This window comes from Actinoplanes oblitus (assembly GCF_030252345.1).
Taxonomy (GTDB): Bacteria; Actinomycetota; Actinomycetes; order Mycobacteriales; family Micromonosporaceae; genus Actinoplanes; species Actinoplanes oblitus.
The window spans coordinates 6,369,644-6,382,971 of record NZ_CP126980.1 but is presented as its reverse complement, the minus strand read 5'-3'; the positions used below and the strand labels follow the sequence as shown (position 1 = coordinate 6,382,971).

Below are 13,328 nucleotides of genomic sequence, written 5' to 3'. Positions count from 1 at the left end.
TCCCCGTTGACGGTGTCTTTGGGACAAATCAAGAATGTCGGCGGCACCATCGATGACACTGAGTGCGTTCGCCAGGGGAAGGGGTCATGGCCACGGACTCGCCGCACCTGATCGACTGGACTGCGGGCGCGCCAGCCGAGCCGGTGCTGGCTGTCATCGATCCGGACACCGCCGTCATCGAGGTGACCCTGTGCGGGCCGTGGGACAGGCAGCTGTCCTGGCAGGCCCGTACCGTGCTGGACAAGTGCCTGGCTGAGCACCCGACCGGCCTGATCGTCGACCTGCACCGGCTCAACGACCCGCGGGCGGTCAGCGCCCCGCTCTGGCTGACCCTGTGCGCGCAGGGCGCCGCCATGCAGCCGCCGATCGCGATCGGGGTGTGCCTGCCGGCCCCGGTTCCGCTGGCCCGCCGGTTACGCCGGCTCGGCGCCCGGGACTGGCTGGTCATGTACGCGTCGGTGCAGCAGGCCCGGACCGCCCTGGCGCACCGGCGCCCGCTGATCGATCGGATGCACCTGGCACTGCCCCCCGACCCGGCCGCCGCGACCCTGGCCCGTTCCCTGGTCAGCGACGCCTGCCAGGGCTGGGACCTGGCGCACCTCGGTGAGCGCGGCCGGCTGGTGGCGTCCGAGCTGGTGGTGAACGCGGCCGAGCACGCCGGCACGGACATCGAGATAATCGCCTCGCCGCGCGGCGAGGGCGCCACCGCCGCACTGCACCTCGCCGTCTACGACGGGAACCCGGCGCTGCCGCAGGTCCGCGACCCGGTGCCCGGCCCGCTCGGCCCGTCGCTCACCGACCGCGGCCTGGGCCTGCGGATCGTCGGGGCGGCCGCCTCGGCGTGGGGGGCGATGCCGGCCCGCGGCGGGAAACTGGTGTGGGCGATCCTGCGCAACCGGCCGGAGGTGCCGTGATGAGCACTGAACCAGCGTTCGCGGGCACCAGGATCGCCGGCGCCCGGCACGGCGACCGCCTGATGATCGAACTGTGGGGCAGCCTGGACGCGATGTCGGTCACCGCCCTGCAGACCCAGCTCTACGACCTCACCCGGGTCTACGACCTGCTCGGCCTCGGCGCCCCGGTCCGCCACATCCACATCGACGTCGGCCGTGTCGACTTCTGCGACGCCGCCGGCCTGCGCATGCTGGTCGCGGCCCGCAGCGTGGCCGGCGCCCGCGACGCGACCTGCCACCTGCGCAACCCGCAGCCCCACCTGCGCTGGCTGCTGACCGCCACGCAGGCCGGCGACCTGTTCCGCCTCGACTGACCGCCCGCCGCCGGTCCGCGCTTTTCGCACGGTCCGCTTTCCGCCCGCGGTCCGCTGCGGCTTGCGGTTGCCGCTTTCCGGTACGCCCGCAGCGGTCCCGTCGCGGCCACCGCCGAAAGCGGGTCACCGCTGCGGCCCTGTCCCCGCCCTGGACAGGGCGGTGACGCCCAGCCGGGTGTTCGGGCTGGTGCTCACGGTGGTGTCCCGGGCTGGGATGGGACCGTCACGGCCAGCCGGGTTGGCGGGGCTGGTGCTGACGGTGGTGTCCGGGGCTGGGATGGGGCCGTCACGGCCAGCCGGGTTGGCGGGGCTGGTGCTGACGGTGGTGTCCGGGGCTGGGATGGGGCCGTGACGGCCAGCTGGGTGTTGGGGGCTCGTGCTGACGTGGTGTCGGGGGCTGGGATGGGGCTGTGGCGGCGAGCCGGGTTTGCGGGGCTGGTGCTGACGGTGGTGTCCGGGGCTGGGATGGGGCCGTGGCGGCCAGCCGGGGCGGGGCTGGTGCTGACGGTGGTGTCCGGGGCTGGGATGGGACCGTCACGGCCAGCCGGGTTTGCCGGGCTGGTGCTCACGGTGGTGTCTCGGGCCGGGATAGGGCCGTGACGGCCAGCCGGGTGGTGCGGGGTGGGCAGGTGGCGGTGCCGACGGGACGAGGCGCGGCGAGGTGGGTGAGGCGAGATCTGCGGAGCGGGTGACGACGAAGCGGGCCCACCAACTGGGCCGAGGTGGCCCGGGTGCTCGCGCCGGGCGGCACCCGGAGGGGGCGAGGGAGAGGCGGGGTAACGGCGAGGCGAGGTGTGGCAGGGGTGAGAGGGAGGCGGGGTAACGGCGAGACGAGGTGTGGCAGGGGTGAGACGGAGGTGGGGTGCGGCGCGGGCGGGAAGGCGTTGCGGCTGCGACGGGGACTGGGGGGTCAGGGCCGGAGGCCGGCGAAGAGGACGTTGAGGACCTGGGACTGGCTCGTGGGGGAGACCTCGACGGCCCGCGAGGCGCCGGCCAGCAGGGCTATGACGTCGGGGACCTGGAGGTCGGGGCGGACGGTGCCGGCCGACTGGTCGCGGCGGAGCATGGTGTCGATCGCGGCGAGCAGGTCGCGGTGCACCTCGGCGGCGGCGCCCCGGGGGTCGATGCCGGCTTCGGTCAGGGCTTCGGCGAAGGCGTTCTTGACGCGGGACTGTTCGACGGCGTGCCGGATCCAGTCGGTGAGCGACGGTGAGGTGGCGGCGTCGTCGGTGAGGCGGCGCAGGCGAGCCAGATAGACCGCCTGGAGCAGGGCCTCCTTGGTGGGGAAGTGCCGGAACAGGGTGCCGATCCCGACGCCGGCCGCGCGGGCGATCTCCTCGGTGGCGACGGTGGTGCCTCGCTCGGCGAAGACCTCCTCGGCGACCTCCAGCAGCCGTGCCCGGTTGCGCTGTGCGTCGGCACGTGGCACGCCGGTCCCCTTCCTAAACGGAGTAACCACTCCGTATGCTTAAACGGAGTACAGACTCCTATTCTGCACGGAGGTGGACCATGGATACACCCCGCGAGGTCTTCGCCAGGCTCTCCGGCGGTATCGGGCGCGGCGAGTGGGACACGCTCGGCGAGCTCTACGCGCCGGATGCCGAGGTGGTGATGCCGTTCGACCCGCAGCGGACCCGGTTGCGCGGGCGGGACGAGGTGGCCCGGCGCTTCGCTGCGGCGGCGTCGATGCCCATCCGGCTCAGCCCGGAGAACGTGCGGGTGCACGAGACGGCGGATCCGGAGGTGATCGTGGCGGAGTACGACTATGCCGGGCCGGGCTTCCGGGTGGCGAACATCCAGGTGCTGCGGATCCGGGACGGGCTGATCGTGGAGTCGCGTGACTATCACGACCACGGAGCGATCACCGCGGCCCTGCGCTCGTAGCCGTCGGGGCCGGGGCCAGCCGGGCAAAGCGAGCCGGGCCCGCGGCGGGCCGAGATCAAATCGGGCCCCGACCAAGACAGCCGGGATCGAACCGGCCGAGGTCAAGGCAGCCGGGATCGAATCGGCCAAGGTCAAGGCAGCCGCGATCGAACCGGGCCGGGATCAAGGCAGCCGGGATCGAACCGGGCCGGTGTCGAGACGGCCCGGGTGCGAAGCGCGTCGAGCCCGATCAGGGCCAAACCTTGGAATCCGTGGCGAAGAGGTGCTCGGAACTCTGCACCGGCACCACGCACAACAGGTGACCCCCAGGCGCCCGCAAGATCTTGTGACCGCCGTTGTCCGTGACCACGCTCGCCCCCGCCCGGATCAACCGCGCGGTCTCCGCCTCGACGTCGTCCGTCTCGATGTCCATGTGGTAGCGAGCCGCGTCGTCGACCGACTGCACCACCACCGCCACGCCGGGGACCGCGCCGGTGATCCCGGTGAACTCCGGCTCACCCGGCGCCGGCCGGGACCGGCCGCCGAGCGCGGTCGCCCAGAAGGAGACGGCCGCGTCGGCCTCCCCGGCCGGGGTGTCGATCAGGACTCCGAACAACCGGCTTCGATGCATGGTCCGACCTTACGCGTAGAGATCGTCCAGCAGGGGCCGATAGCGCTCCTCGATCACCCGCCGGCGCAGCTTGAGCGACGCCGTCAGCTCGCCGCTCTCCACCCCGAGATTCTGCTCCAGCACGGCGAACTTCTTGATCGTCTCCCAGGAGTTGAGCGTGGCGTTGAGCTGCTCGACGTACCCCGCAATCGCCTCCCGCAGGGGAGCGGACCGGGCGATGTCGGCGTGCGTCGCGTCGCCGAGGCCGTGGGCCGAGGCCCATTTCCGGGTCTCGTCGGGGTCGAGGTCGATCAGCGCGGTGATGAATTTCCGCTTCTCGCCGTGCACCACGAATTGCCCGGCGAGCGGGCAGATCGCCTTGAACCGGGACTCGATCACCTGGGGCGCGACATATTTGCCGTTCGACGTCTTGATGAGGTCCTTCTTGCGGTCGGTGATCCGCAGCGAGCCGCGCTCGGTGATCTCGCCGATGTCGCCGGTGTGCAGCCAGCCGTCCCGCAGTGTCGCGCTGGAGTCCAGATTGTGGTAACCGTCCATCAGCCCCGGCCCGCTGAGCAGGATCTCCCCGTCCTCGGCGATCCGCACCTCGGTCCCGGGCACCGGGCGGCCGACAGTGCCGTACTCCAGGTCGTCCGGGCGGTTGAACATCGACGTGGCCGACGACTCGGTGAGCCCGTAACCCTCGGCGATCGGCAGCCCGACCGCGTCGAACCACCGCGCGATGTCCGGGGACAGCCCCGCCGCGCCGGAGATGAAATACCGCATCCGGCCGCCGAAACGCGCCCGGATCTTCGCGAGGACCAGGCGGTCCGCGACGCGGAACCGCAATCCCGACTTTCGCTTCCCGGCCACGCTCACGGCCCAGTCCAACAGCATTTTCTGTACGCCCGTAGCCCCGCTCACCGCGGCGTAGACCTTTTCGAAGATCCGTGGCACCGCCGGCATCACCGTCGGCCGCACCTCGCCGAGCCGCTGCACGACCTTGCTCACGTCGCCGTCCACAGCGAACGCGAACCCGACCGAGAGCTGACAGCTCAGCAGCGCCTTGCCGAACGCGTGGGACAGCGGCAGCCAGAGATAGCCCAGGTCGTCGGGCTGCACGATGCCCATCGCCTGGATCGCCAGGCCCTGGTAGACCCAGGCGCGGTGGGCGATCCGGACACCCTTGGGCAGGCCGGTGGTGCCGGAGGTGTAGATCAGCGTGGCCAGGTCGTCGGGCCGGACCCGGGCCACCGCCGCCTCGACAGCGCCGGGCTCGCCGGCCCGGCCGCGTTCGCGCAGCTGGGCCAGGGTGAGCACGCGCGGGTCGTCGCCCGGCACGCCGTCGATCAGGATCACCCACTCGACAGGGGTGCCGTCGAAGAGCAGCTTGGCGACGAAGCTCTCGTTCTCGGCGACGGCGAAGCGGCTGCCGGAGTCGGTGAGGATGTGCGCCACCTCGTCCGGTGACGACGACGGGTAGACGGTGGTGGTCGCCCCGCCGGCGCACATCACGCCGAAGTCCGCCTCGATCCACTCGACCCGGGTGCCGCTCGCGATCGCCACCCGGTCTTCCGGCCGCAGACCGAGCGCGAGCAGCCCGGCCGCGATCTCGGTGACGGCGGTGGCGGTCGCCGCCCAGCTCTGCGCCTGCCAGGAGCCGTCCGGGCCGGGCCGCAGGTAGGCGGTCGCCTCGGGCTGCGCCTGCGCCCGGTGCAGGAACATCGCCCCGAACGAGGGGTGCTCATCGGCGCGCAGTGCGGCGAGGAGCTCGTGCTCAGCCGCCGGCGCGGTGCAGGTCTGGGTCATGCGGGGTCCTCCACCATCCGGGTCAACCAGGTCGTCAGTTCCGGCGCGAGCGCCAGCAGATCGGGATCGTCGTCACTGTCCAGCGCGTCCGAGGCGATCTGCCGCAGCGCGTATATCGCACCGACGCAGGCGCTGAGCGGCACCGCCGAGCCACCGGGGAGCAGGTCGCGGATCAGCTGGGCGAGCCGCTCGATGGCCTGCCGGCGGCGCTGCCGCGCCGGCCGCCCGAGGGCGTCCATCTCCACCTGGAAGGCCCGGGCCGCGACACGGTCGCTGCTCAAGGTTTCGAGGTACGACGTGACGAAGCCGCCCACGCCGTCCTCGCTGCCGAGCCGCTCCAGGAACACCGCGATGAACCGGTCGTAGGCGGCGTCGACACACGCGTCCTTGTCGGCGAAGCACTCGTAGAACGCGGCCCGGGACACCGCCGCCCGGGCGCAGATCTCCCGGACCCCGAATCCGCGATAGCCCGCGCCGGCCAGCAGCTCGGTGGCGGCGATCAGCATCCGTTCCCGCTGCGCGGCGACCACCTGCTCGCGGGGCAGCTCGTGCCGGCCACGGGGCAGCGACGGCGGCACGGTGAAGACCACCCCGCTGGTGATCCGGTCCGGCTTCACGGGCGATGTCCTGTCTGCGCTGGCTGAGGTGTCGGAGCCGGCTGGCGAATCCGGGCCGGCGGAACGGTCGGGGCGGGCCGAGGGTCTGGGCGGGCTGAAGGTCTGGGCAGGCTGAATGTATCGGAGTACGCATTGTTACTCAAAGCTTTCGACCACGTTACCGCGTCACCCGGCAACCCCGCTGCCCCGACCCGGCAGGATGGATCCGTGGAGACGGATCTCGAACTGGCCCAGCGGGCCGCACTGACCGGCGCCGCCGAGGCGCTCCGCCACTTCGCGGTCATCGCCGACCTGCCGCGGGAGACCAAGAAGGACGGCACCGTGGTGACGCTCGCCGACCGGGCTGTCGAGCACGCCATCCGGGCCGTGCTGACCGAGGCGCGACCGGACGACGCCATCCTCGGGGAGGAGCACGGCGAGACGGCGAGCGGGAACGGGCGCCGGTGGATCATCGACCCGATCGACGGGACGGCGCTGTTCGTCCGCGGGGACGGCCGGTGGCTGGTGCTGATCGCCCTGGAAGTGGACGGGGAGGTCACCGTCGGCGTGCAGGTCGTGCCGGTGCAGGGGCTCGTGTGGTGGGCCACCCGTGGCGGCGGTGCCTACCGCGGGCAGGTGGTGGACGGCGCGATCGTGGCGGGGGAGCGGATCCACGTGGCGCCGCCGCCGGCCGGGGTGGCCGGCAGCCGGCTCGGGGTGGTGCCGCTGGACTGGGGGCGGGAGATCGCCGCGCCGTTGATCGCGGTGGCCGCCGAGGAGCCGTGGCCGGTGCATCCGCCGCTGCTGGTGGCGCAGGGCGATCTGGACGTGGCGGTGCAGACCGGCGGGCAGATCTGGGACTTCGCGGCCAGCTCGGTGATCCTCCCGGAGGCGGGCGGGTGCTTCCGCGGGCTGAACGGACAGGAGAGGCCGGGGAGCGGGGCATTCGTCTTCGCGAGCAGTCCCGAGCTGCTGGACGACGCGTGGCGGCTCCTTAAGGGACAAAACGCTCAAACCGTACCGTAAGGCGTTTTTTCGGTCTTAATGTGATCCGGAGGTGCTTCCTTCGCTGAATGGGGTGGTCGTGATGCGCTCGACCGCGCGGTGGCGCCGGACTGAGCGCCGCGGAGAAGTGGCTGGTCCTGGCCGCGATCAAGCCGTGGGTGGTGAACGCCGGCGACGCCACGGCGGCCTTCTCATGATCCGTTCGTTGCTCACCGGGACGATGCTGGCGGCGCTGGTGTTCGGGGCGTCGCCGGCCGGTGCCGATCCGATGCCGGACACCGTGATCAGCCTGGACGTCCACCCGGGGTCGGTGGTGGCCGAGCTGCGGATCCCGGCCCAGGATCTCACCCTGGCCAGCGGTATCGACCTGGCCGCGGCCCCGTCTCCGGCGCCGTCCGCTTCCGCGGTCCCGGCGGCATCCGCCTCGGCCGCCGAGCGGGTGCGGGTCTATCTGGCGGCGCATTTCCGCCCGGCGGCGGTCGACGGGCGGGCGTGGCGGGTGCGGATCGGGAAGGTGGCGTTCGGTGCGGACGCGCAGCGCGGCAGCCACCGCGAACTGACCGCCTCCGCCACCCTCACGCCACCGCCGGGCGGCGATGTCCGGCATTTCCGGCTCGGGTACGACGCGGTCATCCACCAGGTGGTGACCCATACCATCCTGGTCTCCGTCCGTGCCGACTGGGCCGCCGGTCGGCTCGCCCCGTCGGGCGCCGCCTCCCCCGCCGCAGCCGCGGCCGGTGGTCGGGCCGAGGTCGGGGTGATCCGGGTCGATCCGCGCACGATGACCGTTCCGGATCTGACCGTCGACCTGGCGGCGGGAAGTGCGTGGCGCGGGTTCCTGGCGATGGTCCGGCTCGGCGGCCAGCACATCCTGGCGGGCCCCGATCACCTGCTGTTCCTGCTGGTCCTGCTGCTGCCGGCGGCGCTGCGGGCGCATCGGGGCCGCTGGCGCGGGCAGATCGGCCCGCGCCGGGCCGCGCGCCGGATCGCCGCGGTGACCCTCGCCTTCACCGTCGGGCACTCGGTCGCGCTGGCCGCCTCCGCGCTGGGCCACGCCCGGCTCCCGGTGCCGCCGATCGAGGCGTTCATCGCCGCCAGTGTCCTGGTCAGCGCGCTGCATGCGATCCGCCCGCTCTTCCCGGACCGGGAAGCCCTGGTCGCCTGCCTGTTCGGCCTGGGACACGGCATGGCGTTCTCGGTCACCTTGGCCGAGATGCGCCTGTCCACCGGGCAGCTCGCCCTCAGCCTGCTCGGATTCAACCTGGGCATCGAAGCCGGGCAACTCCTCCTGGTCGCCCTGGCCCTGCCCGCTCTGGTCCTGGCCGTCCGCCTCCCGATCCAGCCCCAGGTGCGGGTGCTCGGCGCGTCCGGTGCCGCGCTGGCCGCGGCGGGCTGGCTGGCCGACCGCCTCGGCTGGCCGAATCCGGTCGGTGCCGCGGCCGACCGGGCCGGTGCGCACCCGGTGCTGCTGCTGATCGGCCTGGTCCTGGTGACCGTGGCGGCGGCCGGATGGGCGCTGCTGATCGCCCGCCGCCAGGTCACCCCGAAGACCGTCTGACCGGATGCGGCGTGCCCGGCCCCGGGACCGGGCACGCCGGCGTCGATCAGGTGCGGGCGGTGGGCGTACCGGAAATGGTGGTGACCTCGGCGAGCGGACGCCAGGCCGCGACCGCGACCATCGCGCACGCCGCGATCCAGAACGGCATGGTCAGCCCGAACAGCCGGCTGAAGACCGCGCCGAGCAGCCAGCCCACCGCCGCCCCACCGGTCTCCAGCAGGGCGTGCACGCTGCCCACCCGCCCGCGCAACGGGTCCGGGACGGCCCGCTGCCGGATCGTGGCCACCAGCACACCCCACACCGTGGTGTGCACCCCGAAGAGCACGATGATCCCGCCGGCCACCAGCGGGTTCGTGGTGATCGCCAGGGTCAGGTGGGTGACGATCTCGACGATCAGCCCGGCCCGCAACACGGTGCCGGTGCCGAACCGGCGAGACAGCCGGCTCGCGACGGCGGTGCCGGCCAGGCCGCCGACCGCGAACATGGTCAGCAGGAAGCCGTAGCCGACGGCGGACAGGCCGAGGCGATCACCGGCATAGAGCACGAACGTCGCGAACGCCGCGCAGAACGCGATGTTCGCGACGCCCATCGCCGCGGCCAGGGTCCGCAGCAGGCGGTGCCGCCAGAGCCAGCGCAATCCCTCGGCGATGTCCGCCCGCAGGTCACGCTTCGCCGCCGGGGTCTCCGGTACGCCCACCGCCGGCAGCCCCGCGATGAGCACCGCCGCGGCCACGAAACTCGCCGCGTCCAGCCCGAACGGCAGCGCCGCCGCCACCCCGTAGAGCCAGGCCCCGAACGGTTTGGCGGCGAACTGGTTGGCGACGGTGAACGTCGCCGTGAGCCGCGCGTTGGCCCGCTCCAGGTGGTCCGGCGCGACCACCGCGGGCAGCAGCGCCCCGTACGCCGTGTCGGCGAGGGTCTCCCCGACGCCGAGCAGGAACGACGCCAGATAGACCAGCGGCACCGTGACGTGCCCGGTGGCGATCGCCGCGGCCAGAGCGGCGAGGACCGCGCCGCGCAGCAGGTTCACCGTGACGACCAGCCGCCGCCGGTCCAGCCGGTCCACGAAGGCGCCGCTGATCAGGGCGAACAACAGCCACGGCAGTTGGCCGGCGAAGGCGCCGCCGGCGATCAGCGCGGGATCGTCGGTGATCCCGGCCAGCAGCAGTGGGCCGGCCACCATGGTGACCCCGTCGCCCAGGTTGGAGACCGCCGAAGCGGTCCAGAGTCGTGCGAAGCCCGTTGTCCGCAACGGGCCCTGAAGGGCATGCAAAAGTGCTCCTCGAGCCAAGATGAACGGTCGTGAGGAAGGACCGCCCGCGGCGAGGAACGTGCTAGTGGGCGCTCTCTCGCGGCGAGGCGGAGACCGTGTCCATGTCGAGGCGCATGCCCATCCCTTTCGCATCGACGACAGTGCCGGGGAAGCATAGCGCCTCCCCGGCCCCGGAATCAGGCCGCGTAGCTGTTCAGGAACGCCAGGAGGTCCCGGCTCAGCTGCTCCTTGTGGGTGTCGGTGATGCCGTGCGGCGCGCCCGGGTACACCTTCAGCTCGGCGCCCTCGACCAGTGCGGCCGACGCCTTGCCGCCCACCTCGAACGGCACGACCTGGTCGTCGTCACCGTGGATGACGAGCGTCGGCACGTCGAACTTGGCCAGGTCGCCGCGGAAGTCGGTGGCCGAGAACGCGGCGACGCACTCGTAGGTGTTGTGGTGCCCGGCGGTCATGCCCTGCAGCCAGAACGCGTCCCGCATGCCCTGCGACACGGTGGCGCCGGGCCGGTTGGCACCGAAGAACGGGCCGGCCGCGAAGTCCTTGTACAGCTGCGAGCGGTCGGCGAGCGAGCCGGCCCGGATGCCGTCGAACACCGAGATCGGCAGGCCGCCCGGGTTGTCGTCGGTCCGCAGCATCAGCGGCGGCACCGCGGAGACCAGCACCGCCTGCGCCACCCGGGCGGTGCCGTGGTTGCCGATGTAGCGGGCGATCTCGCCACCGCCGGTGGAGAAGCCGACCAGGGTGATGTCCCGCAGGTCCAGCGTCTCGATCACGGCGGCCAGGTCGGCGGCGTAGGTGTCCATCTCGTTGCCGTGCCAGGTCTGGTCGGACCGGCCGTGGCCGCGGCGGTCGTGCGCGATCACCCGGTAGCCGTGCTGGGCGAGGAAGAGCTGCTGCGCCTCCCAGCTGTCCGCGTTCAGCGGCCACCCGTGGCTGAGCACGACCGGACGGCCGGCGCCCCAGTCCTTGACGTAGATGTTCGTGCCGTCGGAGGTGGTCACGTAGCCCATGGGAGTCCTTTCACACCGGGTCCACGCCGGGCGGCGTGTCCGTGAGCCCATGCAACCAACGTGAATGTCCCCTGACCACGCAGAACAACACGCAGAACTGTCAGGGCAAAGCCTGCATGACCTCCCCGGCGAGCGTCTTCAGCCGGCCGTGCGGCAGGTCTTCCAGCAGGTCACGGGCCAGGTGCACGGAGGACCGGGCGGCCTCCGGGGCGCCCAGCGCGAGCCGGGCCCGGCCGATGGTGAGGTGCGTCTCGGCCAGGTAGCCGGCGTAGCCGTACTCGACGGCGGCCGGCAGTGCGCGCTCGGCCACCCGCAGCGCCTCGGCCCAGTCGCCCAGCCCGCACCGCGCCGCGGCCATGGTGAGGTGCACATTGACCAGTGCGGCAAGCGCCGGCCGCGGTGCCATCGGACGGTCCTCGGCCTCACGCAGGGTGGCCCGGCACTCGGTCAGCGCATCCGCGTGCCGGCCCAGCTCGGTCAGGGCCTGCGCGATCCCGGACCGCAGCAGGACGTAACCGTCGTGGTCACCGGCCAGGTCGGACAGCTCCGCCCCGCGGCGGTAGCTGTCCAGCGCGGCCGACGGGTCACCGGCCTGCCGCCACGCGTCACCGGCGTACCGCAGGGCCCACGCCTGCTCCTTGACGTCGCCCAGGTCGACGGCCACCCGGTGGGCGTCCATCGCGATCCGGGCGCCCTCGTCCGGCCGGCGGGCGCACTGGGTGGCCGCCCAGGAGAAGTAGTTGATGTGGGTGACCTCCTGCCGCCGGTCCGGCAGGCGCGCGGCGGCGGCCCGGGACCGGGCGTAGACGTCGTACCAGTATTCGGCGCGTACGTACTTGTCGGAGTACCAGTGCATCGCCTCGGCCACGTCCACCACGAGCTGGTACTGCCCGCCGCGGGAGGCCGAGCGCAGCGCCCCCAGCCAGTTGTTCCGCTCGGCCTGTAACCAGGCGTCCGCCTCGTCGGCGGTGGCCAGCGGCACCAGCCCGGCATAGCCGGCGGGCAGGCAGCCGTAGCCCGGCTCGAACCAGCGGCCGGCCACGACAGCGGTCTCCAGCAGCCAGTCGGCCATCCGCTTGGCGGTCGCGGCCCGGGTGCCGGCCGGTTCCTCGATCCGCAGGCGTTCCCCGGCGAAGAGCCGGATCAGGTCGTGGAAGCGGTAGCGATCCGGCCCGGACTGCTGCAACAGGCCCAGGTCGACCAGTTCGTCCAGGCCGTCCGCGGCGTCGTCCGGGTGCGCGCCGGTGAGCACCGCCGCCAAGGTGGGCGCGAAGTCCACGCCGGGCACGTGCGCGAGCCGCCGGAACAGCTCCCGGGCCGGGTGCGACAGCTGGGCGTGCGAGAGGGCGAACGCGGTGGCCACCCCGAGATCGCCGGTGGACAGGGTGGCGAGTCGCCGGTCGGCGTCGGCGAGCCGGGCGACCAGATGGTCGACGGTCCACGCCGGTCGGGTGGCCAGCCGGGTCCCGGCGATCCGCAGGGCGAGCGGCAGGTGCCCGCAGAGCCGGGCCACCGCCTCCACCCCGGCGGCCGCGCGCGGGTCGGCGGCCTGCGCCGCGATCGCCCGCAGCAGGGCTGCCGACTCGTCCGGGCCGAGCGGGGCCAGGGCGATCCGGGCCACGCCCTCCAGGCCGCCGAGCACCCGGCGGCTGGTCACCACGGCCAGGCTCGCGCCCTCGCTGGGCAGCAGCGGCCGGACCTGCGCCTCGCTGCCGGCGTTGTCCAGCACCAGCAGGCAGCGGCGGTCCCGGAGCACCGCGCGCAGCTGGCTGGAGCGTTCGTCGTCGGTCTCGCCGATCGTCCGGGCGTTCACCTCGAGGGCGCGCAGCAGCCGGACCAGGGCGTCGCCGGCCGCCATCGGTTCCGGGTCGGTGCCGCGCAGGTCCAGATAGAACCGGCCACCCGGGTAGTGGTCGCGCAGCTGGTCGGCGAGGCGTACCGCGAGGGCGGTCTTGCCCAGCCCGGCCTGCCCGTGCACCACGGCGACCGGCGCCGGCCCGAACCCGGCCAGCGCGTGCCGGCGCATCCGGTCCAGCTCGCCGGCCCGCCCGACGAAGTCCTTGACGGCGCGGGGCGGCTCGCACAGCTGGGGCCGGCCGACGGCCTGGACGCGCTGCTGGCGGACGGCGTCCTCGAGGTCGCCGAGCTGGCCCGGGCCGAGGCCGAGCCCGGCGGCGAGTGCGGCCAGGGTGCGGGCCTGCGGGGTCCGGCTGTGCCCGCGCTCCATGTCGCTGATCGCGCGGGCGCTCACCCCGGACGCCTCGGCGAGCTGCTCCATGGTCAGTCCCGCGGCTCGCCGTAACTCGCGCAGCCTGCTTCCGAACTCCGACACGGCAC

General features: G+C 73.1%; 12 protein-coding genes. 5 read left to right on the top strand and 7 right to left on the bottom strand.

The window, feature by feature from the left end; genetic code table 11:
- The first annotated feature begins 86 nt into the window (after window positions 1-86).
- On the top strand, window positions 87-914 hold the full coding sequence (locus tag Actob_RS28790) for an ATP-binding protein (protein WP_284914979.1): 828 nt from the start codon (window positions 87-89) through the stop codon (window positions 912-914).
- Window positions 914-1,267 carry an STAS domain-containing protein gene (locus Actob_RS28785; protein ID WP_284914978.1) on the top strand — a complete coding sequence of 118 codons (354 nt, stop codon included), beginning with the start codon at window positions 914-916 and terminating at the stop codon, window positions 1,265-1,267. Before Actob_RS28790 ends, Actob_RS28785 begins: the two co-directional genes overlap by 1 nt.
- A gap of 910 nt (window positions 1,268-2,177) precedes the next feature.
- On the opposite strand, the gene Actob_RS28780 is transcribed toward Actob_RS28785, so the two are convergent.
- Entirely contained in the window at window positions 2,178-2,696 is a 519-nt protein-coding gene (locus Actob_RS28780; protein WP_284914977.1) for a TetR/AcrR family transcriptional regulator, read from the bottom strand.
- 80 nt (window positions 2,697-2,776) lie between these two features.
- Between Actob_RS28780 and Actob_RS28775 the strand changes: the two genes are divergently transcribed.
- Window positions 2,777-3,151, top strand: coding sequence for a nuclear transport factor 2 family protein (locus Actob_RS28775; protein ID WP_284914976.1), 375 nt, complete (start codon window positions 2,777-2,779; stop codon window positions 3,149-3,151).
- Window positions 3,152-3,380: 229 nt separating this feature from the next.
- Here Actob_RS28775 and Actob_RS28770 read toward each other — a convergent pair whose 3' ends face one another.
- From Actob_RS28770 to Actob_RS28760, 3 genes are read right to left on the bottom strand one after another with little or no spacing between them, the layout of a single operon-like run.
- Window positions 3,381-3,761: a VOC family protein gene (locus tag Actob_RS28770; RefSeq protein WP_284914975.1), complete on the bottom strand. Its 381-nt coding sequence runs from the start codon at window positions 3,759-3,761 to the stop codon at window positions 3,381-3,383.
- Between the two features lie 9 nt (window positions 3,762-3,770).
- Window positions 3,771-5,549: an AMP-dependent synthetase/ligase gene (locus tag Actob_RS28765; RefSeq protein WP_284914974.1), complete on the bottom strand. Its 1,779-nt coding sequence runs from the start codon at window positions 5,547-5,549 to the stop codon at window positions 3,771-3,773.
- A complete protein-coding gene (locus Actob_RS28760; RefSeq protein ID WP_284914973.1) occupies window positions 5,546-6,166 on the bottom strand; it encodes a TetR/AcrR family transcriptional regulator in 621 nt (206 codons plus the stop codon). Before Actob_RS28760 ends, Actob_RS28765 begins: the two co-directional genes overlap by 4 nt.
- Before the next feature lie 207 nt (window positions 6,167-6,373).
- Between Actob_RS28760 and Actob_RS28755 the strand changes: the two genes are divergently transcribed.
- Both Actob_RS28755 and Actob_RS28750 read left to right on the top strand, forming a co-directional pair.
- Window positions 6,374-7,171 carry an inositol monophosphatase family protein gene (locus tag Actob_RS28755; RefSeq protein WP_284914972.1) on the top strand — a complete coding sequence of 266 codons (798 nt, stop codon included), beginning with the start codon at window positions 6,374-6,376 and terminating at the stop codon, window positions 7,169-7,171.
- A 172-nt stretch (window positions 7,172-7,343) separates the two neighbouring features.
- Window positions 7,344-8,708 carry a HupE/UreJ family protein gene (locus Actob_RS28750; RefSeq protein ID WP_284914971.1) on the top strand — a complete coding sequence of 455 codons (1,365 nt, stop codon included), beginning with the start codon at window positions 7,344-7,346 and terminating at the stop codon, window positions 8,706-8,708.
- 46 nt (window positions 8,709-8,754) lie between these two features.
- On the opposite strand, the gene Actob_RS28745 is transcribed toward Actob_RS28750, so the two are convergent.
- The 3 genes from Actob_RS28745 to Actob_RS28735 form a co-directional block, all read right to left on the bottom strand.
- Window positions 8,755-9,981, bottom strand: a complete 1,227-nt coding sequence (locus tag Actob_RS28745; protein ID WP_284914970.1) for an MFS transporter — start codon at window positions 9,979-9,981, stop codon at window positions 8,755-8,757.
- A 176-nt stretch (window positions 9,982-10,157) separates the two neighbouring features.
- Entirely contained in the window at window positions 10,158-10,991 is an 834-nt protein-coding gene (locus Actob_RS28740; RefSeq protein WP_284914969.1) for an alpha/beta fold hydrolase, read from the bottom strand.
- Window positions 10,992-11,091: 100 nt separating this feature from the next.
- The gene (locus Actob_RS28735) at window positions 11,092-13,323 is read right to left on the bottom strand and encodes an ATP-binding protein (RefSeq protein WP_284914968.1); all 2,232 of its coding nucleotides are present in this window, start codon (window positions 13,321-13,323) and stop codon (window positions 11,092-11,094) included.
- Window positions 13,324-13,328: the final 5 nt, after the last annotated feature.

Excerpts from the sequence above, each read along its gene's own strand:
- Actob_RS28790 (WP_284914979.1), top strand. The coding sequence starts at position 87 with ATGGCCACGGACTCGCCGCACCTGATCGACTGGACTGCGGGCGCGCCA.
- Actob_RS28785 (WP_284914978.1), top strand. The coding sequence starts at position 914 with ATGAGCACTGAACCAGCGTTCGCGGGCACCAGGATCGCCGGCGCCCGG.
- Actob_RS28775 (WP_284914976.1), top strand. The coding sequence starts at position 2,777 with ATGGATACACCCCGCGAGGTCTTCGCCAGGCTCTCCGGCGGTATCGGG.
- Actob_RS28770 (WP_284914975.1), bottom strand. The coding sequence starts at position 3,761 with ATGCATCGAAGCCGGTTGTTCGGAGTCCTGATCGACACCCCGGCCGGG.
- Actob_RS28765 (WP_284914974.1), bottom strand. The coding sequence starts at position 5,549 with ATGACCCAGACCTGCACCGCGCCGGCGGCTGAGCACGAGCTCCTCGCC.
- Actob_RS28750 (WP_284914971.1), top strand. The coding sequence starts at position 7,344 with ATGATCCGTTCGTTGCTCACCGGGACGATGCTGGCGGCGCTGGTGTTC.
- Actob_RS28740 (WP_284914969.1), bottom strand. The coding sequence starts at position 10,991 with ATGGGCTACGTGACCACCTCCGACGGCACGAACATCTACGTCAAGGAC.